Genomic DNA, 24207 nt, shown 5'->3' with positions numbered 1-24207 from the left:
TCGCGAAGTGGGAGTCGAGTCATGAAGGTGCTCGTCACGGGCGCAGCGGGCTTCATCGGGTATCACGTGTGTGAGCGGCTGCTCGCGCGTGGGGACACGATCATTGGAGTCGACAACCTGGACACGTCGGGAGACGTGACGTTGAAGGCGACGCGGCTGTCGAGGCTGAAGGCGTCGCCGGGCTTCGGCTTCCACCGGATGGACATCCGGGACGTGAAGGCCTGCCGGGAGCTCTTCGACGGGGCGAAGCCGGATCGCGTGGTGCACCTGGCGGCGCGGGTGGGCGTGCGGGCGATGCCCTCGGAGGCGCCGGACTACGCGGAGACGAACGTCACGGGCTTCCTGCAGGTGTTGGAGCTGTGCCGGATGGCGAAGGTGGATCACCTGGTGTTCGCCTCGTCGAGCTCGGTGTACGGGGCGGGCACGCCGGTGCCCTTCTCCGAGAGCTCGCCGGCGGATCACCCGCTGAGCCTGTACGCGGCGACGAAGCGCGCGGACGAGCTGATGGCGCACGTGTACAGCCACCAGTACGGACTGCCGGTGACGGGGCTGCGGCTGTTCACCGTGTATGGCCCGTGGGGCCGGCCGGACATGGCGCCGATGCTGTTCCTCCGGGCGATGCTGGAGGGCCGCTCCATCGTGCTGCATGGCGAGGGCACCATGCAGCGCGACTTCACCTACGTGGATGACGTGGTGGAGGCGCTGGTGCGGCTGCTGGACAAGCCGCCCGCGGGCGAGCCGCCGTACCGGGTGCTCAACGTGGGGCGGGGCATGCCGGTGACGATGGCGCGCTTCGTGGACCTGCTGGAGGAGAAGCTGGGGACGAAGGCCTGGGTGGAGCTGCGGCCCGCGCTGCCGGGCGAGCTGCCGGTGACGTGCGCGGACGTGACGGCGCTGGAGCGCGAGACGGGCTTCCGTCCCTCGGTACCGCTGGAGCAGGGGCTCGCGAAGCTGGTGGCGTGGTACCGCGGTACCGAGGGCTGAGCGGAGCGCCTAGAAGGTGATGGCGGCGCTCACCGACAGCGAGGTGTCGGTGGGCAGCTTCCCCGCGGCCGGGACGCTGTCGTACTGGAGGAGGAAGGTGGTGGCGATCGACAGCGCCTTCGTCAGCCGCACGGTGAGCTGCGTCTGGCTGTTGATGAGCAGGCGCGAGTCATCGACGAGGCTGGGCAGCACGCTGAACTCTTCCAGGAACGCCACGTCCTTGGAGAGGCCGTACTTGAAGGCCACGCCGAGACGAGGACCCCCGATCGACACGTCCGGCAGATTCGTGGGAGTGGGGTAGTACTGGAAGCGCATCTCGCGGGCGTAGCGGAAGGCGAGGTCGGTGCGCAGGAAGGCCTCACCACCGTCCTTGCGCTTCTCGTCCAACCAGATGATGCCGACGCCGGCCTCGCCCGAGCCGCGGAACTCCACGCTGCGCACGTGGTCCGTGTCCGCGGCGCCCAGCAGGTAGCCGCTGATCCGCTCGGTGAAGCGGCGGTCTCCGCGCAGCTGCAGGGCCGCGTTGAGCGCCGTCACCTGCGCCACCGTCACCACCTCGCCCTGGAGCCCGGGCGGACGGCTCTCGCCGTAAACGCCCGAGGCCTTGACGGAGTAGATCCAGTGCTCCGACTTGCGCTCCGCCGCGACCAGGCCGTTGAACGTGACGGTGGAGGCGTTGCCGGTGATGAAGATGAGGCCAAGGCCCACGGTGACGTCCCAGACGTCCTTGCGGGCTTCCTCCTTCTTCTCGGCGGCCGTCTCGGGCTTCTGCTCGGCCGGGGGCTGCTCGGCGCCAGGCGCCGTGCGGGCGATGCCGCGGGCGAGGCTCTCGATGGCCTCGGCCATGCGGGCATTGGCCTCGGCGGCGCGCTCGGCGGCGGCGGCGGCGCGCTCGGCGGAGGACGCGGCGCGCTCGGCGGCGGTGGCGGCTTCCTCGGAGGTGGGGGCCTGCGCCGGGGTAGCGGGCTGCGCGGGTGCGGGAGTCTGGAACGTCAGGAAGGCGGAAAGAAGTGCGTGGGCAGGAAGCACGGCGGACTCGCGGAATGTGGGTGACGTCAGCGGCTGGAAGGACGAGCGCTCCTGGCCACCGGTAGGACGCAGCGTCTACTACCAGGAGCACTCGGAGCGCAAAGTCCTGTTTTCATCATTTGAGCCCCCCGATGGGCCAGCGGGAGCTTCGAGACGCCTTCCGGAGGATGCCCCGGCAACGCCAGTCGAAGTAGTTGACGAGGATCCAGAAGTTCTTGAACGCCGGGTTGCGCGTCTGCTTGTGGTGGTAGCGGTAGTAGATCTGCTGGGCGATCGAGAGCGGGAGTCATGCCTGCTGCGCCCCTCCATCTCCGCGCATCCGGCGGGTGCGCTTGCGGATCACCGAGGCGTAGAGGCTGCGCGGGAGGAGCCGCTTCATCCACCAGGCCTGGCGGCCCTCGGAGTGGGGGAGGATGTAGAAGTCCCGCCGCCCGACGGCCCGGAAGATCTGATCGGCGATGTCGTCCGCGGTGATGGGCGAGCGCTCGAGCAGCTTGCCCATGACCGTCCGCAGCCCGGCGTTGGAGGTGCGCAGGGACTCGGCGAGGTTGGTCTTGAAGAAGGACGGGCAGACGACGCTGACGCCGATGTGGTGGTCCGCGAGCTCGTTGTGCAGGGTCTCCGAGAGCGAGACGACGGCGGCCTTGGTCGCGTTGTAGCTGCTCATCATGGGCGCATCGAGCAGCCCGGCCATGGAGGCCACGTTGATGAAGTGGCCGTGGCCCTGGCGCTTGAAGAGCGGCGTGAAGATCTTGCAGCCGCGCACGACGCCCAGGAGGTTGATGTCGATGATCCACTGCCAGTCGTCGAGCGAGACCTCGTCGATGGCACCGGCCTGGGCGACACCGGCGTTGTTGACCACCACGTCGACGCCGCCCCAGTTCGAGGCGAGCCACTCGGAGGCGGCGCGCAGGTCCTCTTCGCGCCTCACGTCACAGCGCAGAGAGTGCGCATGCTTCGTGAGGGAAGAGAGGGTCCCGAGGGTCTCGGCCCCGCGGGTGTCGTTGACATCGGCGATGCAGACGCGCCAACCCGCGCGGGCGTAGCGCAGGGCGATGGCCTGCCCAAGTCCGCTGGCACCACCGGTGATGAAGATGCGCTGGTCGCTCATGACTCGCGGCTCCTGGAGAATCCGCGCCGGGCGAGCTCGATGCGGGCGATGACGCCCTTGTGGACCTCATCCGGTCCGTCCGCGAGGCGCAGGGTGCGCGCCTGGGCGAAGAAGTTCGGGAGCTGGGTGTCGCCACACACGCCGGCGCCACCGTGGATCTGGATGGCGTCATCCACCACCTTCTGCAGCACGTTGGGGGCCACGACCTTGATGGCGGAGATCTCGTTCATCGCGCCCAGGGCGCCCAGTTCGTCCAGCTTCCAGGCGGCATAGAGCGTGAGCAGACGGGCCTGGTCGATGGCGATGCGGGCCTCGGCCACGCGCTCGCGGTTGCCGCCGAGGTTGAGCAGCGGCTTGCCGAAGGCGGTGCGGCTCATGCCGCGGTCGATCATCAGATCGAGCGACTGCTCCGCGGCGCCGATGCAGCGCATGCAGTGGTGGATGCGGCCGGGGCCGAGACGTCCCTGGGCGATCTCGAAGCCGCGTCCCGGGCCCGCGATGATGTGGGAGACCGGCACCCGGACGTCACGGAAGTGCACCTCGCCGTGGCCGTGGGGCTCGTCGTAGTCACCATACACGGAGAGCATGCGCTGGATCTCCACGCCCTTCGTGTCCAGCGGCACGAGCACCATGGAGTGCTGGTGATGGCGGTCGCCGCCCTCGTTGGCGGTGCGGGCCATGAAGATGATGATCTTCGCGCGAGGGTCGCCAATGCCGCTCGACCACCACTTCTTGCCGTTGAGCACCACCTCGTCCCCCTCGACGGTGGCGGTGGCCTGCATGTTGGTGGCGTCCGAGGAGGCCACGTCGGGCTCGGTCATGCAGAAGACGGAGCGGATCTCCCCGGCGAGCAGCGGCGTGAGCCAGCGGGCCTTCTGCTCATCGGAGCCGTAGCGCCAGAGCACCTCCATGTTGCCGGTGTCCGGGGCATTGCAGTTGAAGACCTCGGGGGCCATGAAGCTGCGGCCCATCTCCTCGGCGACGGGGGCGTATTCCAGGGTGCTGAGGCCAGCCCCGAGCGTCGCGTCGGGCAGGAAGAGGTTCCACAGGCCCTCGGCCCTGGCGCGGGCCTTGAGCTCCTCCATGACGGGGGGGATCTTCCACTTGCGCCAGTCGCCGCCGTGGCTGGCCGAGCGGATCTGCGCCCAGTACTGCGCCTCCACGGGCTGGATGTGCTTCTGGATGAAGCGCCGCACGCGCTCGCGGTAGTCCTTGGAACGGTCACTCGGCTCGAAGTTCATGAGAGGCCCCTTGTATCGTCGCCGCATCCTGTGGCGAGGCCCCTTGATGAATCCAGTGAATGTTGGTCATGTGTCGCCATGAATGGGGCGCATGAAACAGGGAAGCTGTCCCAGCTCGACCTCAACCTCTTCCGGGTGTTCGATGTCGTCTACCGGGAGCGGAACTTCACGCGGGCCGCGGAGGTCCTGTTCCTGAGCCAGTCGGCGGTGAGCCACGCCCTGGCACGCCTGCGGGAGCGGTTGGATGACCCGCTCTTCGTGCGCCAGGGGCGCGGGGTGGCGCCCACGCCGCTCGCCGAGCGTCTGGCCCCGGGGATCCAGGAGGCGCTCTCACTGTTCCAGCAGGCGGTGGCGCGCACCCGTCACTTCGAGCCCCGGCGCGACGCGGGCCACGTCACGCTCGCGATGAACGACGAGCTGGAACCGTCATTGCTCCCACGGTTCGTCAAACGCCTGCGAGAGAGTGCCCCCCAGGTCCGGGTCGCGAGCGTGCGGCTGGAGCGGGCCAGCCTCGAGAGGGATCTGGCGTCGGGGAGACTGGACCTGGCGGTGGACGTGGCGCAGCCGACCGGGGCTGACTTGCGCCACACGGTGCTGCTGCGCGACACCTTCTGTGTGGTCAGCGCGCGGAAGCGGAGGCTGGATGTGGCGGCCTACCTGGCCGCGCGGCACGTCACCGTGTCCTCGCGCCGCACGGGCCTGGCGCTGGAGGACCTGGTGCTCAGCCGCCTGGGCTACCAGCGAGAGATCGCCGTGCGTTGCCAGCACCCAGAGGCGGCCTGCCGCATCGTCGCGGACTCGGACCTGCTGCTCACGATGCCACGGCGCCACGCGGCGGCGCTCAATGCTCCGCTCGGCAATCACCTCCTGCCGATGCCGGTGGCGCTCCCACCCGTGGAGCTTCACCTCTACTGGCACCGGCAGGTGGACGACGAGCCTCGCAACCAATGGCTGCGCGCGGAGCTCCTGGCTCTGTCGGAGCGCCCGCGCGTTTCCGGGAAGCGGCCGTAGGAATCACTCCACGCCTGTCGTGACGTCATGACGCACGACGCGGAAGCCCTCGGCATCGGTGGGGGGCACGTAGTACTTCGTGACCTGGTGGAAGAGCTCCTCGCTCACCTCGCCCCAGAACAGGCCTTCGGGGCGCTCGGCGTTGCGCTGGCGCAGCCGCTCGAGGCACAGCGTCTCCGGCACGTCGAGGACATGCAGCACGTGGTCCGCCCCGGCGGCCTCGAAGATGCCGCGCACCCAGGCGCGGTCTCGCGGCGTGTTCCCCGCGAAGTCGAGCACCACCGAGGCCCCCACGCGCAACACGTCGCGCAGGTGCGGCACCATCAGGTTGCGGCAGCGTGCGGCGGCGCGCACGTAGTCCCGCAGCTCCTTCACCTCGCCGCCCAGCGAGGCGATCCACTGATCCTCGCAGATGAGCACCGCGGGGACCTCGAGCGCCAGCTTGCGCGCCAACGTGGTCTTTCCCGCGCCTACCTTCCCCGCGATGAAGTGCAGCACCGGACGCGAGTTGCTCATGCCGTCAGCTTTCCTGTCGGGGCCGTGGCCCCAGCGTGGATGGACTCCGCAACGTTGCCGAGTCTGTCTTCCAGACGTTGGCTCACCACGCATACTGACCCGTTCTCGATGAGGCGCAAGCTCGGCTGCTCGCCGCTCACCCGGTCATCGAAACCGATCTGCATTCCTGGCTCCAACCGGAGGGAGGGGCAGGCAGGTTCCCCTGTTCCGGTGGTGGAAGGCTTCCGATGCCTACTGTCTGGGAGTGAACCGCCCCTCGGGGCCGAGGAGACTTCCATGTCCTTGCCGTTACGTCTGGCCGGTGCGCTGCTGGTGTTGGGCCTCGCCTCCTGCACGAGCATCAGTACGAGCACGAACTACGATCCCAACTCCGTGCAGGCGTTGGACTCGTACCGCACCTACGCCTGGTTGCCGATGAAGGCGGGCGCGGATCCTCGCATCTACAACCCCATCATCCAGGCCCGCGTCCAGCTGGCGGTGGACCGGGAGCTTCAGGCCCGCGGCTACCAGAAGGTGGAGGAGGGACAGAAGGCGGACTTCAAGGTGGGCTGGCACGGCGCCGTCGATGAGAAGGTGGACGTGGACGTCATCAACAACTTCTACGGCTACGCCTGGGACCCCTGGTACGACCCCTTCTTCGGTCCGGTCGCGTACGGCGGTGCGGGGTTGTCCCAGCCCGTCGTCCGCGAGTACCGCGAGGGCACGCTCATCCTCGACGTCGTGGATGGCGCCTCGAACAAGCTCGTCTGGCGCGGTACGGCGCAAGCCGAGCTGTCCGAGCACATGGACGCGAAGAAGAGCCAGAAGCTCATCAACAAGGCCGCCGATGAGCTGCTGGAGAAATTCCCGCCCGAGCCCCAGAAGAAGTAGGGGCGCCGTCAGTCCGAGGTGACGTCCACGCCGCCCGCCTGCACCCGCCAGCGCGTGGTGGTACAGCGCCGCGCGAAGTGCGCGTCGTGCGTCACCAACAGCAGGGCCCCGGGGTACTCCTTCAGGGCCTCCTCCAGGTGCTCGATGGACGGCAGGTCCAGGTGGTTGGTGGGCTCGTCGAGCACCAGCGCCCAGGCGTGCTCTCCGAGCCCTCGCGCGATGAGCAGCTTGCGTGCCTCACCCGGGGACGGCTGCTCCGAGGCGAGCAGACGATCCGGATCCACCCCGAGCGCCGCCACCAGGGACAGCACGCGGCCCTTCTCCGTGGGAGGCAGCTCGCGCACGGACTCGAGCGTCTCCTCGGCCTCGTCCGCGCTCAGGTCCTGCGGCACGTACAGCACGCGCTCCAGCGGCACGCGCGCCTGTTCGAGCAGGGCCTTCAGCAGGGTGCTCTTTCCCGCGCCGTTGGGGCCCTCGATGCGGATGCGGGCGTCCCTCGGCACGTCCAGCCGCAGCGGGCCGAACAGCTCCACCTCGCCCGCGCACAGCCGGGGCACGTCGAGGCTGAACAGCAGCGCGTGGGGCGGGCGGACGTAGTCGACGAAGATGGAGCGGCCGAGCGTCTTCTCCACCTCGATGGACTCGACGGCGCTGGCGGCGCGCTCGGCCTCGCGGCGGACGAGGGTCACGCTGCGGCCGAGCCGTGCATCCGCCCAGTTCACGAGGTTCTTGGCCCCCAGGGTGCGCGCGTCGCTGTCGTACTTGTCCTTCATGCGGGCGCCCGCGTTGCGCGCGGCGGAGGTGGCCTCCTGCTCCCGGCGCGTCTTGTCGAGCCGCTGCTGGAGACGCCGGTGCTCCTCCTGGGCCTGCTGCCGGGCATGGCGGCGGCCCTCCAGCTCGGCCTCCCAGGCCTCGCGCGCGGCCGTGTAGGCCCCGGGCCACAGGCGCACCGTGCCCCCGTGTACACGCAGTGTGGACGTGGTGAGGGACTCGAGCAGCTCGCGATCGTGGGAGACGAGCACGCCCACTCCCCGGAAGCGGCGCAGCGCGGAGATGAGCCACTCACGGGCCTCGGCGTCGAGGTGGTTGGTGGGCTCGTCGAGCAGCAGCACGTCCGGCTCGCGCGCCAGCGCCGCGCCGATCTGCCAGCGCTTGCGCTCCCCGGGCGAGAGCGTGGGCCATCGCTCCAGGGCCGTCACATCCAACCCGAGCTGACCGAGCAGCCGCCGGGAGCGGGAGTCATACGCCTCGGCGAGCGCGGTGATGTCGGGGGTGAGCTCCTCGACCCGCTGCGGACAGAGGTGCACGAGCGCCGAGGTGGGCTCGAAGTGGAGGTGCCCGTCCGAGGGCTTCAGCTCCCCGGAGAGCAGCCGCAGCAGGGTGGACTTGCCGGCGCCGTTGGAGCCGACGAGGCCCGTCCAGCCCGCGGGGAGGTGGAACTCGGCATCGGAGAAGAGGGAAACGGCGTCGGAGAACGCGAAGGAGACGCGGTGGGCGCGAACGAGTGACACGAGGAACTCCGGAATCGTTCCGGGCACGCACGAGGGGCCCGGGGGTTGGCTGGGAGACAGCGCCGGCGATTCAGGAGTGGATCTTCAATGGAGTACGAAGCCTCGTATTCGCGGGGACCCGGACCTCGGGGTTCGGGACTATCAACCACCGACGGGCCCCCACGCAATCCCTGACGGGCTCGTCCTCAGCGGACGGGCACGGTCGCGGTCACGGCGGCCCGAGCCTGCCGGGCGAGCCGCCAGGCGCCCACGGACGCGGCCAGCGCCGACGCCGTCGTCAGCAGGAGCGCCAGGGCGATGTTGTGCAGCGACTCCTGGAACCCGTAATACAGGATGACCGGCTTCGGCTCGCCCTGCATCTCCGCGTAGAAGCGCAGCATGGTGATGACGCCGGAGACGAAGCCCAGGCCTCCCGCGAAGAGCGTGAACAGCCCCAGGCTGATCAGCAGCGGGACATAGCGGGACTCGGGACGTCTGGCGTACTGCACGCTGGTCACGAACAGCGCCACCCCCGCGATGAGCGTGGGGTACATCCCGAAACCACCCGCGATGAACGCATCCGAAATCGACATGGGCTCTCCTTGTGAATGAGCACCCCCTCGGACAATGGGGCTCGCGAAAGGTTCCAACTCCAGAACCGAGATACCCTCACCCCGACCCTCTCCCGGAGGGCGAGGGGATGTTGACGCGGTGAGGGGAGGGGGCCGCGGGGATGGATCCGCGCTGTGTTTCGCGCGGATTGTTCCGCTCGGATTGCTCCGTGGCTACTCCTCGGAGGGGAGCGCGGGGCGGTTGCGCACCGGCACGGCCGGCGGCTGCGTCTGCAGCGTGCGCGAGAGCGACTGCGCGCTCAGGGCCGCGGCGCTCGGCGCGGGCTGTGCCTTCGGGGTGGCCTCCTTCGCGAACACCTCCTTGAGCGTCGCGATGCTGCCCAGCGCCGCCGTGGCCTCGTAGGGCACGAACATCTTGTTGTCGCCCTTGCCCAGCTCCTGCAGCGTCTCCATGTAGCGCAGCGCCAGCACCTCGGGCGTCGCGCCGCCACCGGAGTTGATCGCATCGAACACCAGCCGCGTGGCATCGGCCTTCGCCTCCGCGTCCAGCAGCGTGGCACGCTTGCGGCCCTCGGCGCGCGCCACCTCCGCGTCACGCTCGGCCTCCGCGCGGAGGATCCGGGAGATCTTCTCGCCCTCGGCCTGGAGGATGGCCGCGGACTTGTCACCCTCGGCCTTGGTCACCTCGGCGCGGCGCTCGCGCTCGGCCGTCATCTGCTTGGCCATCGCGTCCTTGATGGCGGCGGGCGGCTCGATCTCACGCAACTCCACCCGCGTCACCTTCACGCCCCACTTCTCCGTGGCCTCGTCCAGCACGATGCGCAGCTTGGTGTTCACCGTCTCGCGGCTGGTGAGCGTCTGGTCCAGCGTCAGCCCGCCCATGATGTTGCGCAGGTTCGTCATCGTCAGCTGCTCGATGGCCAGCGCCAGGTTCTCCACCGCGTAGAGCGCCTTCGCGGCGTCCACGATCTGGTAGTAGATGACCGAGCCCACCTCCATGGTGACGTTGTCATGGGTGATGGCCTGCACGGTCTCGAAGCCCATGACCTGCTCGCGCAGATCCACCAGGTGGCTGCGGTGGTAGCTGTGCCCCACGCGCATCTCCATCACGCGCGGCGAGTCGAAGAACGGGATGAGGATGTTCGGCCCGCTGCCGGCCACGTGGTGGAACTTGCCCAGGCGCTCCACCACCATGACCTTGGCCTGGGGAACGATGCGCAGACCCTTCATCATCGCGAACACCACCGCCACCGCACCAATCACAAAGAGGCCAGTACCCATCTAACGACCTTCCTTCTTCTGTTTCGGAGACACTTCCAGGGACGCGGAGGGACGCCGCACCCACAATTTCAAACCTTCCACCTGCTCGACGATGACGAGCTCACCCGGGGCCACGCCGCCTCCCAGCGAGCGGGCGGACCAGAGCTCACCGTTGATGCGCACGGTGCCGCCGTTGAGCCCCTCGCCGAGGGCCTCGGTCACCACGGCCTCCTGGCCCACCATCGCCTCCACGCCCGTCTTCATCTTGGAGGCGTTGCGCATGAAGGCATTCTTGAAGAGGGTGCGCGAGCCGGCGAAGAGCGCCAGCGACACACCCATGAAGACCGTGAGCTGGGCGTTGATGCCCAGCCCCAGCGCCGCGATGAGGCTGGCGGCCAGCGCGCCCACCGCGAACCAGAGCACCACGAAGCCGGGGAGGGCCATCTCCAGCGCTCCCCCGATGATCGCCGCGAGAATCCACAACTGCCAGCCATGGATGTCCATGAACGCTCCTATGCGGCCGGGAGCTTGCCACCTTCGAGACGCGGTGCGCCAGGACCGTGTAGGCTGCGCCGCCGTCGAATACCTGGTCGTACCCCTGGAGGTGTGATGGCCGGAAGAGTCGAGGGCAAGGTGGCACTGGTGACGGGAGCGGCGTCGGGCCTGGGCAAGGCCGCGGCGGCCATGCTGCTGCGCGAGGGCGCCCGGGTGGCGCTCACGGATCGCAACGAGGCCGGTGTGCGCGAGGTGGCCGGGGCGCTGGGCACGTCCGCCAAGGCCTGGGCGCTGGACGTCACGCGCGAGCAGGACTGGCAGCGGGTGGTGGACGAGGTGGTGGCCACCTTCGGCCGGCTGGACGTGGTGGTGAACAACGCGGGCATCGGCGTCTCGAAGGACATCGAGTCGCTTTCACTGGCAGAGTGGCGGCTCGTGCACGCGGTGAACCTGGACGGGGTGTTCCTGGGCTGCAAGCACGCCATCCGCGGCATGCGCCAGAGCGGCGCGAAGGGCTCCATCATCAACATCAGCTCGGTGGCGGGGCTGGTGGGGGTGGACACCATGCCCGCGTACTGCTCGAGCAAGGCCGGCGTGCGCCTGCTGACGAAGTCCGTGGCGCTGCACTGCGCGCGCAAGGGCTACGGCATCCGCTGCAACTCCGTGCACCCCACGTTCATCGAGACGCCCATGGTGGATGACCTCGCCAGCCTGGGCGGCGACATGGCGGCGGGCAAGGCGCGGCTCGCGCGCATGATTCCGCTCGGCCGCATCGGCGAGCCGGACGACATCGCCTACGCGGTGCTGTACCTGGCCTCGGACGAGTCCAAGCTGATGACCGGCTCGGAGCTCGTCGTGGACGGTGGCACCACGGCGATGTGAGCCACCTTCGAACCCTGGAGCACACCCTCGAGAGCGGAGGTAGCGGATGGGAGTGTTGATCCTGGTGCGGCACGGGCAGACGTCCGGCGAGTGGTACGATCGGGACCGGCTGTCCGAGCTGGGAATGCGCCAAGCGGCGCGGCTGGGCGAGGTGTGGGCGGCGGCGGAGCACGCGTTCGAGGCGGTGTACGTGGGGCCGGCCCGGCGCCACCAGCAGACGTGCGAGGCGGTGAGGGCGGCCTACCTGGCCCGGGGGTTGAGGTTCCCCGAGCCGGTGGTGTTGCCGGAGCTGGACGAGTACTCGGCGGAGCCGTTGTTCCGGGTGCTGCTGCCGAAGCTGGCGGAGCGGAACGAGCAGGTGCGCGAGATGAGGGAGTCGGGCGCGCTGGAGGGGCCGGACGGAGCGCGGCGGCTGTTCCGCCTGTTGGATCCCCTGGGCCGGGCGTGGGCGCGGGGCGAGCTGGAGGATCCGGCGGTGGAGCCCTGGAGCGCGTTCGTGTCGAGGGTGGAAGCGGGGCTGCGGAAGATGATGCGGCAGCCGGGGAGGAAGGCGGAGGTGGTGGCGTTCACGTCGGCGGGGACGATGGCGGTGGCCACGGGGCTGACGCTGGAGGCGAGCGCGGAGAAGGTCTTCGCGCTGAGCCTCCAGGTGTGGAACACGGCCTGTACGGACTTCCTCTTCTCGGGGGATCGAATCTCGTTGCGGAGCTTCAACGCGACGCCACACCTGTTGGAGCCCGAGCTCCAGACGATGCGCTGAGACGAGGACGAGCGAAGAAGGGGAGGGAGTCATGAGCACGCCGGAGTGGTTGGATCGGACGCGCGCGGTGCGCCCCGGAGAGGAGCTGGACGCCGCGTGGCTGGAGAAGTACCTGGCGGAGAAGGTGCCGGGCCTGACGGGGCCACTGGTGGTGGAGCAGTTCCCGGGAGGGCACTCGAACCTCACGTACCTGCTGCGGATGGGCGGGAAGGAGCTGGTGCTGCGCCGGCCGCCGTTCGGAGCCAAGGCGATCAAGGCCGGGCACGACATGGGCCGCGAGTACCGGATCCTCAGCGGGCTGCTGCCGGTGTACCCGAAGGTGCCCCGGCCGCTGGTGTTCTGCGGAGAGAACGAGTCCCCGATGGGGGCGCCCTTCTACGTGATGGAGCGGGTGAGCGGGGTCATCATCCGCGCGAGGGCTCCGAAGGGACTGGAGCTGACGCCGGAGCTGATGCGGAAGCTCTCGGAGAACTTCGTGGACAACCTGGTCGAGCTGCACGCGGTGGACTGGCGCGCGGCGGGGCTGGGGGAGCTCGGGAAGCCGGAGGGGTACCTGGGCCGGCAGGTGGCGGGGTGGACGGAGCGCTACGGCAAGGCGAGGACGGACGACATCCCCGAGATGGAGCAGGTGGCGAAGTGGCTGGCGGGGAACCTCCCGGCGGAGCTGGCGCCGGCGCTGATCCACAACGACTACAAGTACGACAACCTGGTGTTGGATCCGGAGCGGCTCCCGAGCATCCGCGCGGTGCTGGACTGGGAGATGGCGACGATCGGCGATCCGTTGTCGGACCTGGGCATGGCGCTGGCGTACTGGGCCGAGGCGTCGGATCCCGAGGAGCGGCGGGCGCTCCCGTTCGGACCGACGATGCTCCCGGGCAACCTGACGCGCGAGGAGCTGGTGGCGCGCTACGCCGAGAAGAGCGGACGGGACACGCGGGGAATCGCGTTCCACTACGTGCTGTCACTCTTCAAGGTGTCGGTGATCGCGCAGCAGATCTACTCGCGGTTCAAGCACGGCCTGACGAAGGACGAGCGCTTCGCGGCGATGATCACCGGCGTCCGGGTGCTCTCCCGGACGGCGGCCCGCGCCCTCGAGACGGGAAACCTCCGCCCCTGAGGGGAAGCGTGCCTCACGGGCGGCGTTTGCGGCGCAGGAAGACCACGGCGCCCAGCATGGGCAGCAGCAGGAAGCCCGTGCCCACCGTGGCCACGGTCCGGAGCCGCCAGGTCCGCCAGGGCATGGCGAGCTTCTGGTTGCGCAGCCGCTCGAAGTCCGGCTCCGGGCAGCTCTGGCCGAACGTCATCGCATCGGAGATCAACGCTCCGTTCTTCACGTAGGTGCTCCAGAGACGCTGGACGCGCTCCGGCTCGGTGCTCGAGACGAACCGCGCGGCATGGCACAGGAGCGCGGCGTACGCCTGACTGCGGGGAGGCACCAGCGCCGCGGCCTTCTCGGCGAGCTCCGCCGCCGTGGAGCGGTAGTGGAAGCGCCGGGGGTGCGGGGGCGCGTTGGCGGTCAGCCGTGCGAGCTCCGCCTCCGAGTTGAGCGGCAGATCTCCCAGGGCGGGCCGTGCGGGGGAGCCCTCGGGGACCCGCTGGAGCTCGGCCTTCCACACGTCCACCTCGAACCATCCAGCGACCCAGGTCCAGTCGGGGGCCACCTCGGTGCCCATCAGCTCCATTCCGGTGGAGCGGGCGAGCCGCGCCGCCGAGTAGAGCGCCTGGGCCTCATCCAGGTCACGCCAGGCGGACCGGGCCTGCTCGAGCGCCTCCACGTACTTGCGCGCGGGCTCCTCCCACTTCGTGCCCCGGAAGTACTCCAGGGACTCCTGCCCACGCCCATCGCGCAGCAGGCGCCGCGCGAGCAACAGACGGAGCTGTGCACCCACGTCCTGGCGCTCGTTCTCCTCCAGCCACAAGCCGGGCTCGGGCTTGCACCGGAGCTCCGGGCTGGAGGCATGGGCCGCGATGAACCGCTGCAACTCCTCCACCGTCAGCACGCGCTCCGCCACGTAGGCGATGTCCTGCCAGACACACGTCTTCAACGCGTGCTCCGCCGCCTGCGGGAAATCGCCGCGCAGGAGCGCGAGGATGGTCCGTTCTCCTCCCACGTGTGCCCGCGGACGCAGCGGCTGCATCCACTCGTGGGGCGCCCAGTTCTCCTGATCCGGGAAGCCCTCCGAGGCCTCCGCGAGGAACCGATCCGCCGCCGCCTTGTCTCCCCGCCGCAGCGCCAGCTTCGCCTTCACCCAGGCGGCGAGCGGAGTCTGTTCCTGTCCCGCGAAACGCTCGGCCAGGTCGAAGCGCCCCGCGCGCCAGGCACTCGCGGCGAGCCGGTCCGCCCCGGCCAGCCCGGGCACGGCCGCGAGCGCCTCCAACAGACGCGGCAGCGGCGTGGGGGACTCACCACTGTCCAACCACAGCGTCTCCTCTCCCCGCGTCCAGGCATAGGTCGCCATCAGGCGCTGCCCCAGGGGCTCCTTCACCACCTGGCGCAGGCGCGCCTCGTCACGGGCGATGGCCCGGGTCAGGAACAGCAGCGAGGTCGCTCCGCTCGTGCTCCCGTGGGCCGCCTGCTCCGCGTAGAGCCGGATCGCTCCCGTGTCGTCACCCGCTCTCCACAGCGGCCGCGCCTCCTCGCCCAGGCTGGCCACCGCCAGGCCCGCTGGATCGTCGAAGCCCTGGCGCACCAGCTCGCGCACCTCGGCGAAGCGCTGCCGGGCCTCCTCCAGCTCCGTGCCCGCACCCGCCATGCGCCCCAACATGAAGGCCGCGAAGGTGGAGAACCGGCGGCGCTCCTCGGCGGGCAGTGCGAGCACCTCCAGGAAACGGGCACGCGCCTCGTCCCAGTGCCCCGCGTGGAAGGCCCTGGCGCCGGCCTGGTACAGCGCCGTCTCCCGGGCACCGCCGCCCGTCCGGGCGCCCTCCGGCTCCTCGGCGGTCTCGACGACGACGAAGGGGTCCGCTGGCTTCGGCAGCAGGTGCGAGGCCTCGTGCATGAAGGCGCCGTCCGGCAGCTCCGCCAGCGTGCGGGCCCGGTTGCCCAGTGCATCGTGCGGGAAGTCGGGGCCACAGGCGCGCGCGCGGCGCACGGGCGTGAGCACCACCAGGAAGACCAGGAACGTCAGTGCACTACGGAGCAGCAATGGCCACCTCGGATCCCCGGACGAAGCCGATGACACGACGCTCGCCGGCGCGCAGTCGGGGAGGCGTGCGCGCCACGAGTGAGGTTCCTCGCGGGGTATAGCCGCCCACGCCATCGAGGACCTCGAGATTTCCAGAAAGGGTGAGGCGCGCGGGAGCGGGGGCGTCCACGCGGCCGGTGTTCTCGATGACGATGTCCAGCGTGCCTCCCCCCGCGTCCACCAGGCGCGGGAGGAACCGCGGGTCGAGCGACTCACCGCGCACCACCGCCGAGAGGGTGGACGGGCTCCACGCCTCCGGATCGCCCCGGTGGCCGAGCCGGAACCAGACGATGCCCGTGAGCCCCTCCACGGGGCGCTCGCGCAGCCCGGCGAGGAAGCGGGCCACCTCGCGAGGCTCCGCGGACAGGGGCGTCCCGTCACGCAGCCGCACCCGGTAGGTGGGGAGCGCCACGTGGAAGGGACGGCGAGTGGCTCGGGACCAGGCCTCGATGAAACTCCGGGCCTCCTCGGGGGTGAAGAGCGTGGGGGCTCGCACGGCATGCACCTGGAGGACGATGCCGTCGGGAATGGAGACGAGCCGGGCGAGTGCCGGGGACGTGCTCCACGTGGGCAGCGCCGTGAGGGAGAGCGCCAGGTCTCCGAGTGCCGTCCGCTCGCGCGCGAGCCAGTCCGCGTAGGCGGGCAGAGCGGCGGTGGCGCAGTCATGGTCCAGCTCGATGCCCCGGACGCGGACGCCCTTCGCCCGCCAGGCCCGAGCGTGGGTGGCGACCTCCTGGAGGGAGATGCCCTCGAGAGGCGCCGTGCCATCCACGCGCATCACCGCCACCACCTCGCGGCCACCGCGGGCCAGGGCCTCCACATCCACCGCGATATCCACCGGCGTGCGCGCTGTCCCGGAGCGTTCACGCGCCAGCACCCGGAGCGCGCCCAGTTCCGAGGGTGCTTCCGCGACGGCCTGTCCCAACTCCGGGCTCCAGTCGCGCTGCCAGACATAGGCCTCGTGGGTGAGGGCCCGGGGCGGCGGTGAGTCCCCCCGCGAGCACGAGAGGCCGAGCGCGAAGAGCAGCAAGCCCAGCCACCACCCGGTGCATCGTCGTATCGAGGACACCGTCGAATCCTAACCCGGTTCTCGCGCCCCCACTCCCTCGCCCTCCGGGAGAGGGCCGGGGTGAGGGTATCTGTCTCCCGGGTTCTCCCTCGTGGAGCAGACATCCCAGGTTCACCCCCGAGCCACACTCGCCAAGAAGGTCACTCAGGCTGATCCCACTTCCCCGGTGACGTGACACGGCGGGTAGACCCAACATACCTACCGGGGCGGACCTTCCGCCTGAACGGCTGCTCAGTAGGGTGGCGATCGTGTACGCCGAGCTGGTCTGCCGGTCGAACTTCTCGTTTCTGCGCGGGGCCTCGCACCCCGAGGAACTGATCCAGGCCGCCGCCGAGCGGGGACTGTCCGCCGTGGCGCTGGCGGACGGAGACGGCCTGTACGGAGCGGTGAAGGCCCACCTCGCGGCGAAGGAAGCGGGGATCAAATACCTGATCGCCAGCGAGCTGACACTGATGGATGGCCCGCCGGTGGTGGTGTACGCGCAGGACGCGAGGGGCTACGCGAACCTGAGCCGGCTGATCTCGAAGAGCCGGATGCTGCACCCCAAGGGCGAGGCGGGCCTGCCGTGGCGCGAGCTGGCGGAGGGCAACGAGGGGTTGCTGGCGCTGCTGCCGTACCCGGTGGCGGCGGATCGGGTGGCGCCGCTGGCGGAGTCCTTCGGGGATCGCTTCTACGTGGGCATGTGCCGCACGCTGTCCTCGGGAGACGAGGCGCGGGTGGCGAGGGCGAAGGCGCTGGCGAAGACGCTCGGGGTGCCGCTGTGCGCGCACAACGACGTGCACACGCACCAGCGGAGCCGCCAGCCGTTGCAGGACGTGCTCACGGCCATCCGGTACAAGACGACGCTGGGGCAGTTGGGGACGAGGCGGCTGCCCAACGCGGAGCGGACGCTGAAGGGGCCGGAGGAGATGGCGCGGCTGTTCGCGGACTGCCCGGAGGCGCTGGAGCGCACGGTGGAGCTGGCGAGCCGCTGCAACGCGACGCTGGACGGGCTGCGCTACCACTTCTCGGAGGAGGACCTGCCGCCGGGACACACGACGTCGACGTGGCTGCGCGAGCTGACGTACCAGGGGTTGCAGGTGCGCTACCCGGGAGGGGTGCCGCCCGAGGTGGTGAAGCAGATCGAGCACGAGCTGAAGCTGATCGCGGCGTTGGACTTCGCGGGGTACTTCCTGGCGATCTGGGACATCGTGCGGTTCGCGCGCTCGAAGGGGATTCTGTGCCAGGGGCGAGGGAGCGCGGCGAACTCGGCGGTGTGCTACGCGCTGGGGGTGACGGCGATCGATCCGGTGCGGATGGGGCTGCTCTTCGAGCGCTTCCTGAGCATGGAGCGCAAGGAGCCGCCGGACATCGACGTGGACTTCGAGCACGAGCGGCGCGAGGAGGTGCTGCAGTACGTGTACGAGAAGCACGGCCGGCACCGGGCGGGGATGGTGTGCGAGGTCATCTGCTACCGGGGGCGGCTGGCGCTGCGCGAGGTGGGCAAGGCGCTCGGGCTGTCGCTGGACCAGGTGGACAGGCTGGCGAAGGTGGCGGGGGCGCACGGCGAGATGTCGCTGGAGCTGCTGAAGGAGGTGGGGCTGTCGGAGGAGGACCGGCGGGTGAGGCAGACGCTCGCGCTGGCGCAGGAGATCGAGAGCTTCCCGAGACACCTCTCCATCCACGTGGGCGGGTTCGTGATTACGCGTGAGCCGCTGGTGGAGATGATCCCGGTGGAGAACGCGGCGATGAAGGGCCGCACGGTGGTGCAGTGGGAGAAGGACGACCTGGAGGCGGTGGGCGTCCTGAAGGTGGATCTGCTGGGGCTCGGGATGCTGACGGCGCTGGCGAAGTGCCTGACGCTGATCAAGGAGCACCACGGGCGCGAGCTGTCGCTGGCCACGATTCCGGCGGAGGATCCGAAGGTCTACGACATGCTGTGCAACGCGGACTCGATCGGGGTGTTCCAGATCGAGAGCCGGGCGCAGATGAACATGCTGCCGAGGCTGAAGCCGCGGTGTTTCTACGATCTGGTGGTGGAGATCGCGCTGATCCGGCCGGGGCCGATCGTCGGGGACATGGTGCACCCGTACCTGCGGAGGCGGGAGGGGAAGGAGCCGGTGGAGTACCCGTCGGAGGACGTGCGGCGGATTCTGCAGAAGACGCTGGGGGTGCCGCTCTTCCAGGAGCAGGCGATGAAGCTGGCGATGGCGGTGGCGGGCTTCACGCCGGCGGAAGCGGACGGACTGAGGCGGGCGCTGTCGCACAAGCGAGCGGAGGAGCGGCTGGGGCCGTTCCACCAGCGCTTCGTGGAGGGCGGAGTGTCGCGGGGGTACACGCCCGAGTACGTGGACACGCTGTTCCGGCAGTTCCGTGGGTTCGCGCACTACGGCTTCCCGGAGAGCCACTCGGCGAGCTTCGCGCTGCTGGCGTACGCGTCGTCATGGCTGAAGTGCCACTACCCGGCGGCCTTCACGGCGGCGCTGTTGAACTCGCAGCCGATGGGCTTCTACGCGCCGCACACGCTGGTGGCGGACGCGCAGCGGCACGGGGTGAAGGTGCTGGGCGTGGACGTGAACCACTCGGGGTGGGACTGCACGTTGGAGGAGGGCGGGGCGCTGCGGCTGGGGATGCGGATGGTGCGAGGGCTCCAGGAGGCAGCGGGTCGGCGGGTGGATGCGGCGAGACAGGGAGGGCGCTTCGCGAGTGTCGGGGACCTGGCACGGCGGACGCGGGCGCCGAGGCACGAGCTGGCGCGGTTGGCGCTGTCGGGAGCGCTGGGGAGCATCAGCGGCTCACGGCGGGACGCGCTGTGGGAGATCCAGGCGCTGGGCCCGCTGGAGGAGACGGACCTGTTCTTCGGGATGGCGATGGACGGGACGCAGGTGGAACTGCCGCAGATGAACGTGGCGGAGCGGGTGAGCAAGGACTTCGAGACGGTGGGCGTGTCGTTGGAGAAGCACCCGCTGGAGTTGTTGAGACCGGCGCTGCGCAAGCGAGGCGCGGTGACGGCGGCGGGATTGGAGCGGGTGCGAGCGGGGGCCCGGGTGGCGGTGGGCGGGATGCTCATCACCCGGCAGATGCCGCCGACGGCGAAGGGATTCTGCTTCCTGTCACTGGAGGATGAGACGGGAATCGCGAACCTGGTGGTGGCGCCGGACGCGTACGCGCGGTTCCGCAAGGACATCCACGGCGCACTGTTCCTGGTGGGGCAGGGGGTACTGGAGAAGACGGGGAAGGTGCTGAACGTGAAGGTGCAGCACCTGGAGCCGCTCGCCCAGGGGCTTCCGGGCTGAAACCGTGTGTGCTCCCTCTCCCAGAGGGAGAGGGCTGGGGTGAGGGTCTGCCTCGAGAGCCGTGGATCACGCGACCACGAGCCGTGCGCGCTGGGCAGCCGGGCGCACTCGAGCCGTGGTACCCGCGTTGAAGGCGAGGAAGTCCTCCTCCACGCCATCGCTGAAGATGACGCCCCCCGAGGGCATCCGCGACTCCACCTCCAGCTCCTGCTGAGCGCTGACGAATCCGGCCACCACGCTGGCCGCTGAGTGCCGGCTGATGAAGGGCTCGCGCACCACGAAGGCCAGCCGCGGGTCCTCCCAGGTGAGCCGCCACGGTTGGCCCGGCTGTCCACCCGTCGCTGCCGTGAGTCCCTGGGCCAGCGTGAACACCGAGGACAGCCAGCCGCTCGAGCCCGCCCCCGTGGAGACGATGATGCCGCTGGAGGACTGGGACTCGGCGCGCTTCTCGTAGTGCAGGGTATAGCGGGCGGAGACGTGGGTGCGCGCCCCGAGGAACAAGTCGTTGAACCCGAGCAGCCGCTGGCCATCGCTCAGCACCACCTCGGCGAGTGTCACCTCACGGAAGCGGGCCTGCGACTCCAGCACGTGGCGCACTGCCACCCGCGCCTTGTCGACGCCGAAGGGCAGCAGCACGCCATCGAACCGCTCGGGGTCCGGGTTGACGCCGACGATGGGCTGCGAGCCCACGTACTTGGCCACGTTGGCCACCAGGCCGTCCTGGCCCACCGTCACCACCAGCTCCTTGCCGGTGAAGAGGAAGGTGGGCACCAGCGAGCGGTCCACCTGCTGCACCGGCAGGCCGAGCTCCAGCAGCTTGTGCAGTGCATCGAGCGAGCGGCGGTAGGTGTCATCCTCCCGCGCATAGTCCTCGAAGTCCTGGCCGGCGTGCTCCAGGTAGAAGCGCGCCTGCGAGCGCGTGTTGAAGCGCTCTACCAGCTCGGCGAGCCGCGTCTTGCGGGTGACGAGGACGATCTTCTCGTACTCAGCCATGGCGGCCCTGGTTGCCGGACGGAGCCGAGAGCAACGAGCGCAGCAGGTCCGGGGACACGTTCAGCTCGCCGATCTTCCCCGCGTTCTCCGCCATCTCGCGGAAGGCGAGCGCGATGTTCAGCTTGGGATCGTTCCCTCCGCCGGCCGCCGCCATGAGCACCTTCCAATCCACGTCTCGCACCGGGGCGAGCGTCTTCTCCAGCGCGTAGGCCTTGGCCTCGGCGGCCTTGCGCTCGTTCTCGCTCCAGCGATCCATGAAGGAGGCGCGCTGTTCCTCCACGGCGATGTCCGCGGCGATCTGCGCCTCGCGGATTTGCCGCTTACCGGCCTCCACGGACAGCTCGGTGGCGATCTCGCTCTCCTTGATGCGCCGCTCCTGCTCCACGGCGGCGTTGCGCCGGGCGTAGATGGCCTCGTCCGCGCGCCGCTGGAGGGCCTCGCGGGCCTCGGCCTCCAGGGCCCGAGCCATCTCCGGGGTGGGGCGCGCCGATAGCAGCGCGAAACCCTGCACCTCCACACCGAGCATCCGCACCGCCTCCGTCTCCCGCAGCCCCGCGAGCACCTTGGCCTCGATGGTGGCCGCCTGCACGAGCACCTCGCGCAGGGGCATGGACTGCACCACCGTGCGGGCGCGCACCTGGGCGATCTGGACGAGCCGTTCCTCGAGCTTCGAGGGGTCTTCCGAAGCGTACTCGCCCGAGGGCTTCACGGAGTAGTCGAGCAGCCCGGCGAGCAGCTTGGGGTCGGCGACACGGTAGGTGAGCTGGCCCTGGAGGGTGACGGCCTGGAAGTCCTGGGTGATCTCGTTGAAGGCGAAGGGCACGTCCGAGCTGGCGAGCGGCACGGCGACCACTGTGGTGGTGGGTGCCCAGTAGAAGAAGGAGAGGCCCGGCCCCTCCCGCTTCACCCGCCCATCCTTGAACTGCATGACGTACGTCGTTGGAGGCGCCTTCATGTACCGGATGCTCATGGCTGGACTCTTTCCGTCTTCGTGTTTTGTTGACACCAACATAGTGTCCAATGAACACGTACGCAACAGGGAATGAATCCGTGGATGCTCCCTCTCCCTCTGGGAGAGGGTTGGGGTGAGGGTCTTCCCCACGAGATGTGCCGCGCGTAACCAATCCGGCCACCTGACGGATCCGTCGGCTTGACAGTGGGACTCGTGGCCACCTGACATCTGGACCCCCCGGTCAAGAGAGGTCCAGCCATGTCTACTCATCAAGATCCCTCGAGTGAGCGGCAGCGCTCGCGGGTGGGGGCGTTGGCACTGGTGGCGCTGGTGCTCCTGGGGGCGTGCACTCCGGGCGCGTCCTCGGGGGGGCGGCTGATGGCACAGCGCGACCAGCCACCAGGGCCGCGCCAGCCCTCGGAAACCCGGGAGTGGACGGAGGCGGCCTGGGGAGGGGCGGGTCATGACTCGCTGCTCTTCGCCAGGTTGCCCACGGACTTCGCGCCGGTGCGAGTCGGGGAGGCGGAGTTCAAGGACGCACTGGTGAGGAGGGTGCTGGACATGCCGCTGCGGGTGGCCTCCTCCGCCCCTGAGAAGCGCGGCGGCCGGTGGATGCCCGGCACCGGGGGCTCGGGCGGAGAGGCGTGGCAGGCGGAGCTGACCCGGTCCTACATGCGTCACTGCGAGCGGCGCGGAACGCCGGGCGACTGCTTCACGCGGCTCGAGGACGGGCCCTTCCTCCAGGAGGACGACAAGCGGAGCATCGCCATGGCCCTGGCGGTGGGTCCGGCGCTGGAGGGCGTGGACGCGGAGGTGAGGGCCATGCTCGACCCGACGCGGGTGCTGGCGACGCTCAGCATCTCCATCACGGCCTACATGGCGCTGGTGGCGGCGCCGGATCCGGTGTTGACCAAGGGTGTGGCGGCTGGGGCCGCGTTGCTGTTGTGGGGATACCTCGGGTTCGAGTTCTTCGAGTTGATCCAGGCCTACAGGCGGCTCTCCGAGGAAGCGGCGCGGGCCACCACGTTCGAGGAGCTGCGCGAGGTGGGCGAGCGGTTCGGCCGGGTCATAGGCCCCAACAGCGTGCGCATTCTCGTGCTGGTGGGGACGGTGGCGGTAGGGGAGACAGCGGCACTCATGTCCAGGGCTCCGACGCTGCCGGGCTTCGGACAGGCCTCACGTACCGTCGAGCTCAACACCGGCTGGAACCTGATGGAGGCTGCGGTCGGAGCCGAGCGGGTCATCGTGTCCGTGCCCGAGGGGACACTCCGGGCCGTGCTCCCCATGACTGCCGTGGCCATGTCGGCCCGGGGCGGTGGTGGCAAATCCTCTGGAGGTGGGAGCGGGACACCCAAGGAGGGAAGGGTGCTTCCGAATGGGCACCGGGCGTTCAAGTCCTTCGATGATTTCAAGGACTTCATGGGCTCTGCGGGTGAAGGGAAGCAGTGGCACCACATCGTCGAACAACGCAAGGTGAACGTTGAGCGTTTCGGCCCGGAGGCCATTCATAATACCGAGAACGTTATTGTGGTGAGGAAGGAACTGCATGACAAAGTCAGTGCATACTACTCGTCCAAATTGGAGGAAACGGGTGGCAAGGTGGTTCGTGAGTGGCTCCGCACAAAGTCCTATGAGGAACAACGTGCATTTGGATTGAGGACTCTGAAGCGGTTCGGGGTCATCCCATGAAGAAGACGCAGTTGAAGAAGCTTTCGGTTGAGCAGTTGATTGAAATGACCAGGGCCACTTCCGCCGAGAGGTGGCGTGCCATTGACGCAGGCAGACCCAAAGACGGGAATCGCATGTTCGATCTTCTCGTTGCAATTCGCAGGGAATTGCGAATGAGAGGTCTGGACGCCCAACGACGGCTGATGGGTTTGCTCGATGATCCAGATCCGGGGACCCGTTGTTGGGCTGCGGTATCCGTTTTGGAGTTCGCTCCAGATGAGGGAGAGCGAGTGCTTACGGAACTCGCTAAACTGCCTGACAGCTTGGTGGGTTTTTCCGCGGAGCTGACGCTGGAGCAATGGAAAGCAGGTACCTTCAAACCTCTTTGATGCTTTCTTCGCGAATGGCGAGGAGCCAGATTGGACCCGTTCCATGAAGAAAGCGCGGTTGAAGAAAATTCCGATAGAGCAGTTGGTTGAAATGACCAGGACCATTTCCGCCGAGAGGATGCGTGCCATTCATGCAGGCAAGCCCAAGGACGGAAATCGCATGTTCGATCTTCTCATTGCGATTCACAGGGAGTTGCGAGCAAGAGGTATAGAAGCTCAGCGGCAATTGTTGGTGTTGCTCGATGATTCAGACCCGGGCACTCGCTGTTGGACTGCGACAGCGGTCATGGAGTTTGCGCCAGAGGAGGGGAGGCGGGTGCTTACCGAACTCGCAAAAAGCGCTGGTGGCCTGGTTGGATTTTCGGCGGAGTGGGCGCTGGAGGAGTGGAGGGCGGGAACTTTGAAGCCACTTTGAGTGGGGGTCTGATTTGGAGACCAATCTGGCGTAAGGTACC

The 24207-nt window shown here is 69.0% G+C and carries 23 protein-coding genes; 10 read left to right on the top strand and 13 right to left on the bottom strand.

The genetic code is table 11. The annotated features are described in order from the left end of the window. Window positions 1-21 precede the first annotated feature (21 nt). Complete coding sequence (locus tag VFZ09_RS04800) at window positions 22-984, top strand: NAD-dependent epimerase/dehydratase family protein (protein WP_329726279.1); 963 nt, start codon at window positions 22-24, stop codon at window positions 982-984. Between the two features lie 9 nt (window positions 985-993). On the opposite strand, the gene VFZ09_RS04795 is transcribed toward VFZ09_RS04800, so the two are convergent. The 3 genes from VFZ09_RS04795 to VFZ09_RS04785 form a co-directional block, all read right to left on the bottom strand. Beyond that, window positions 994-2013 carry a DUF481 domain-containing protein gene (locus tag VFZ09_RS04795; protein WP_329726278.1) on the bottom strand — a complete coding sequence of 340 codons (1020 nt, stop codon included), beginning with the start codon at window positions 2011-2013 and terminating at the stop codon, window positions 994-996. Between the two features lie 286 nt (window positions 2014-2299). After that, window positions 2300-3124, bottom strand: a complete 825-nt coding sequence (locus tag VFZ09_RS04790; protein ID WP_329726277.1) for an SDR family oxidoreductase — start codon at window positions 3122-3124, stop codon at window positions 2300-2302. Then, window positions 3121-4365 (bottom strand): acyl-CoA dehydrogenase family protein, encoded by a 1245-nt coding sequence (locus VFZ09_RS04785; RefSeq protein WP_329726276.1) that lies wholly within the window; start codon window positions 4363-4365, stop codon window positions 3121-3123. Before VFZ09_RS04785 ends, VFZ09_RS04790 begins: the two co-directional genes overlap by 4 nt. Before the next feature lie 78 nt (window positions 4366-4443). Between VFZ09_RS04785 and VFZ09_RS04780 the strand changes: the two genes are divergently transcribed. Continuing rightward, the gene (locus VFZ09_RS04780) at window positions 4444-5376 is read left to right on the top strand and encodes a LysR family transcriptional regulator (protein ID WP_329726275.1); all 933 of its coding nucleotides are present in this window, start codon (window positions 4444-4446) and stop codon (window positions 5374-5376) included. A 3-nt stretch (window positions 5377-5379) separates the two neighbouring features. Here the strand turns inward: VFZ09_RS04780 and VFZ09_RS04775 are convergent, their stop codons facing one another. Continuing rightward, window positions 5380-5892, bottom strand: a complete 513-nt coding sequence (locus tag VFZ09_RS04775; protein WP_329726274.1) for an ATP-binding protein — start codon at window positions 5890-5892, stop codon at window positions 5380-5382. Beyond that, on the bottom strand, window positions 5889-6056 hold the full coding sequence (locus tag VFZ09_RS04770) for a hypothetical protein (RefSeq protein ID WP_329726273.1): 168 nt from the start codon (window positions 6054-6056) through the stop codon (window positions 5889-5891). The genes VFZ09_RS04775 and VFZ09_RS04770 overlap by 4 nt, the downstream gene beginning before the upstream one ends. A gap of 112 nt (window positions 6057-6168) precedes the next feature. Here VFZ09_RS04770 and VFZ09_RS04765 point away from each other — a divergent pair, with 112 nt between their 5' ends. Further along, window positions 6169-6762 (top strand): DUF4136 domain-containing protein, encoded by a 594-nt coding sequence (locus tag VFZ09_RS04765; protein WP_329726272.1) that lies wholly within the window; start codon window positions 6169-6171, stop codon window positions 6760-6762. A gap of 8 nt (window positions 6763-6770) precedes the next feature. Here the strand turns inward: VFZ09_RS04765 and VFZ09_RS04760 are convergent, their stop codons facing one another. From VFZ09_RS04760 to VFZ09_RS04745, 4 genes are all read right to left on the bottom strand, one after another. Then, entirely contained in the window at window positions 6771-8273 is a 1503-nt protein-coding gene (locus VFZ09_RS04760; RefSeq protein ID WP_329726271.1) for an ATP-binding cassette domain-containing protein, read from the bottom strand. A gap of 185 nt (window positions 8274-8458) precedes the next feature. After that, a complete protein-coding gene (locus VFZ09_RS04755; RefSeq protein ID WP_329726270.1) occupies window positions 8459-8845 on the bottom strand; it encodes a hypothetical protein in 387 nt (128 codons plus the stop codon). 192 nt (window positions 8846-9037) lie between these two features. After that, window positions 9038-10105 (bottom strand): SPFH domain-containing protein, encoded by a 1068-nt coding sequence (locus VFZ09_RS04750; RefSeq protein ID WP_329726269.1) that lies wholly within the window; start codon window positions 10103-10105, stop codon window positions 9038-9040. Further along, window positions 10106-10588 carry an NfeD family protein gene (locus tag VFZ09_RS04745; protein ID WP_329726268.1) on the bottom strand — a complete coding sequence of 161 codons (483 nt, stop codon included), beginning with the start codon at window positions 10586-10588 and terminating at the stop codon, window positions 10106-10108. Window positions 10589-10693: 105 nt separating this feature from the next. Here VFZ09_RS04745 and VFZ09_RS04740 point away from each other — a divergent pair, with 105 nt between their 5' ends. The 3 genes from VFZ09_RS04740 to VFZ09_RS04730 are packed head-to-tail and all read left to right on the top strand — an operon-like array spanning window position 10694 to window position 13338. Beyond that, the gene (locus VFZ09_RS04740; RefSeq protein ID WP_329726267.1) at window positions 10694-11461 is read left to right on the top strand and encodes a glucose 1-dehydrogenase; all 768 of its coding nucleotides are present in this window, start codon (window positions 10694-10696) and stop codon (window positions 11459-11461) included. Window positions 11462-11507: 46 nt separating this feature from the next. After that, a complete protein-coding gene (locus VFZ09_RS04735; RefSeq protein ID WP_329726266.1) occupies window positions 11508-12221 on the top strand; it encodes a histidine phosphatase family protein in 714 nt (237 codons plus the stop codon). A gap of 31 nt (window positions 12222-12252) precedes the next feature. Beyond that, window positions 12253-13338, top strand: coding sequence for a phosphotransferase family protein (locus VFZ09_RS04730; protein ID WP_329726265.1), 1086 nt, complete (start codon window positions 12253-12255; stop codon window positions 13336-13338). A gap of 13 nt (window positions 13339-13351) precedes the next feature. On the opposite strand, the gene VFZ09_RS04725 is transcribed toward VFZ09_RS04730, so the two are convergent. Next, entirely contained in the window at window positions 13352-15367 is a 2016-nt protein-coding gene (locus tag VFZ09_RS04725; RefSeq protein ID WP_329726264.1) for a hypothetical protein, read from the bottom strand. Next, window positions 15354-16475, bottom strand: a complete 1122-nt coding sequence (locus VFZ09_RS04720) for a DUF3142 domain-containing protein (RefSeq protein WP_329726263.1) — start codon at window positions 16473-16475, stop codon at window positions 15354-15356. Before VFZ09_RS04720 ends, VFZ09_RS04725 begins: the two co-directional genes overlap by 14 nt. Window positions 16476-16720: 245 nt before the next feature. Between VFZ09_RS04720 and VFZ09_RS04715 the strand changes: the two genes are divergently transcribed. Next, window positions 16721-19750, top strand: coding sequence for an error-prone DNA polymerase (locus tag VFZ09_RS04715; protein ID WP_329726298.1), 3030 nt, complete (start codon window positions 16721-16723; stop codon window positions 19748-19750). A gap of 66 nt (window positions 19751-19816) precedes the next feature. Here VFZ09_RS04715 and VFZ09_RS04710 read toward each other — a convergent pair whose 3' ends face one another. Beyond that, window positions 19817-20743 (bottom strand): NAD+ kinase, encoded by a 927-nt coding sequence (locus VFZ09_RS04710; RefSeq protein ID WP_329726262.1) that lies wholly within the window; start codon window positions 20741-20743, stop codon window positions 19817-19819. Next, window positions 20736-21713, bottom strand: coding sequence for an SPFH domain-containing protein (locus VFZ09_RS04705; protein WP_329726261.1), 978 nt, complete (start codon window positions 21711-21713; stop codon window positions 20736-20738). The genes VFZ09_RS04710 and VFZ09_RS04705 overlap by 8 nt, the downstream gene beginning before the upstream one ends. Window positions 21714-21953: 240 nt before the next feature. Here VFZ09_RS04705 and VFZ09_RS04700 point away from each other — a divergent pair, with 240 nt between their 5' ends. From VFZ09_RS04700 to VFZ09_RS04690, 3 genes are read left to right on the top strand one after another with little or no spacing between them, the layout of a single operon-like run. Next, a complete protein-coding gene (locus VFZ09_RS04700) occupies window positions 21954-23384 on the top strand; it encodes a hypothetical protein (RefSeq protein ID WP_329726260.1) in 1431 nt (476 codons plus the stop codon). Then, window positions 23381-23752: a DUF2019 domain-containing protein gene (locus tag VFZ09_RS04695; protein ID WP_329726259.1), complete on the top strand. Its 372-nt coding sequence runs from the start codon at window positions 23381-23383 to the stop codon at window positions 23750-23752. Before VFZ09_RS04700 ends, VFZ09_RS04695 begins: the two co-directional genes overlap by 4 nt. A 43-nt stretch (window positions 23753-23795) precedes the next feature. Then, entirely contained in the window at window positions 23796-24167 is a 372-nt protein-coding gene (locus VFZ09_RS04690) for a DUF2019 domain-containing protein (RefSeq protein WP_329726258.1), read from the top strand. Window positions 24168-24207: the final 40 nt, after the last annotated feature.

The organism is Archangium sp. (assembly GCF_036277355.1).
Classification (GTDB): Bacteria; Myxococcota; Myxococcia; order Myxococcales; family Myxococcaceae; genus Archangium.
The sequence above is the reverse complement of the archived record's forward strand: the minus strand, read 5'-3'. Positions and strand labels throughout refer to the sequence as shown.